General features: G+C 60.5%; 1 protein-coding gene. It reads left to right on the forward strand.

Annotation, left to right across the window (positions count from 1 at the left end; genetic code table 11):
• Positions 1-19: 19 nt before the first annotated feature.
• A partial coding sequence (locus ACZ3HG_RS25100; protein ID WP_465335295.1) for a homocysteine S-methyltransferase family protein occupies positions 20-228 on the forward strand: 209 nt, incomplete at its 3' end.

The raw sequence follows: 228 nt of genomic DNA on the forward strand, positions 1-228 counted from the left end.
CCAGCACAGCCCTTTTTACATTTCCTGCTTGCCCAACGCGGGCATCCCGGAAAACGTGGGCGGAAAGGCCCATTACCATTTAAGCCCGGAAGATCTGGCGGCGCACTTGCAGCATTTTGTCAGTGATTTGGGCGTGCATATTGTGGGCGGCTGCTGCGGCACCACGCCCCAGCATATCCAGGCGGTGAACGGCCTGGTGGGCAACTTGCCGCCCGGTTCCCGCGTCAT

This window comes from Erwinia sp. PME.40.26/001, assembly GCF_055556675.1.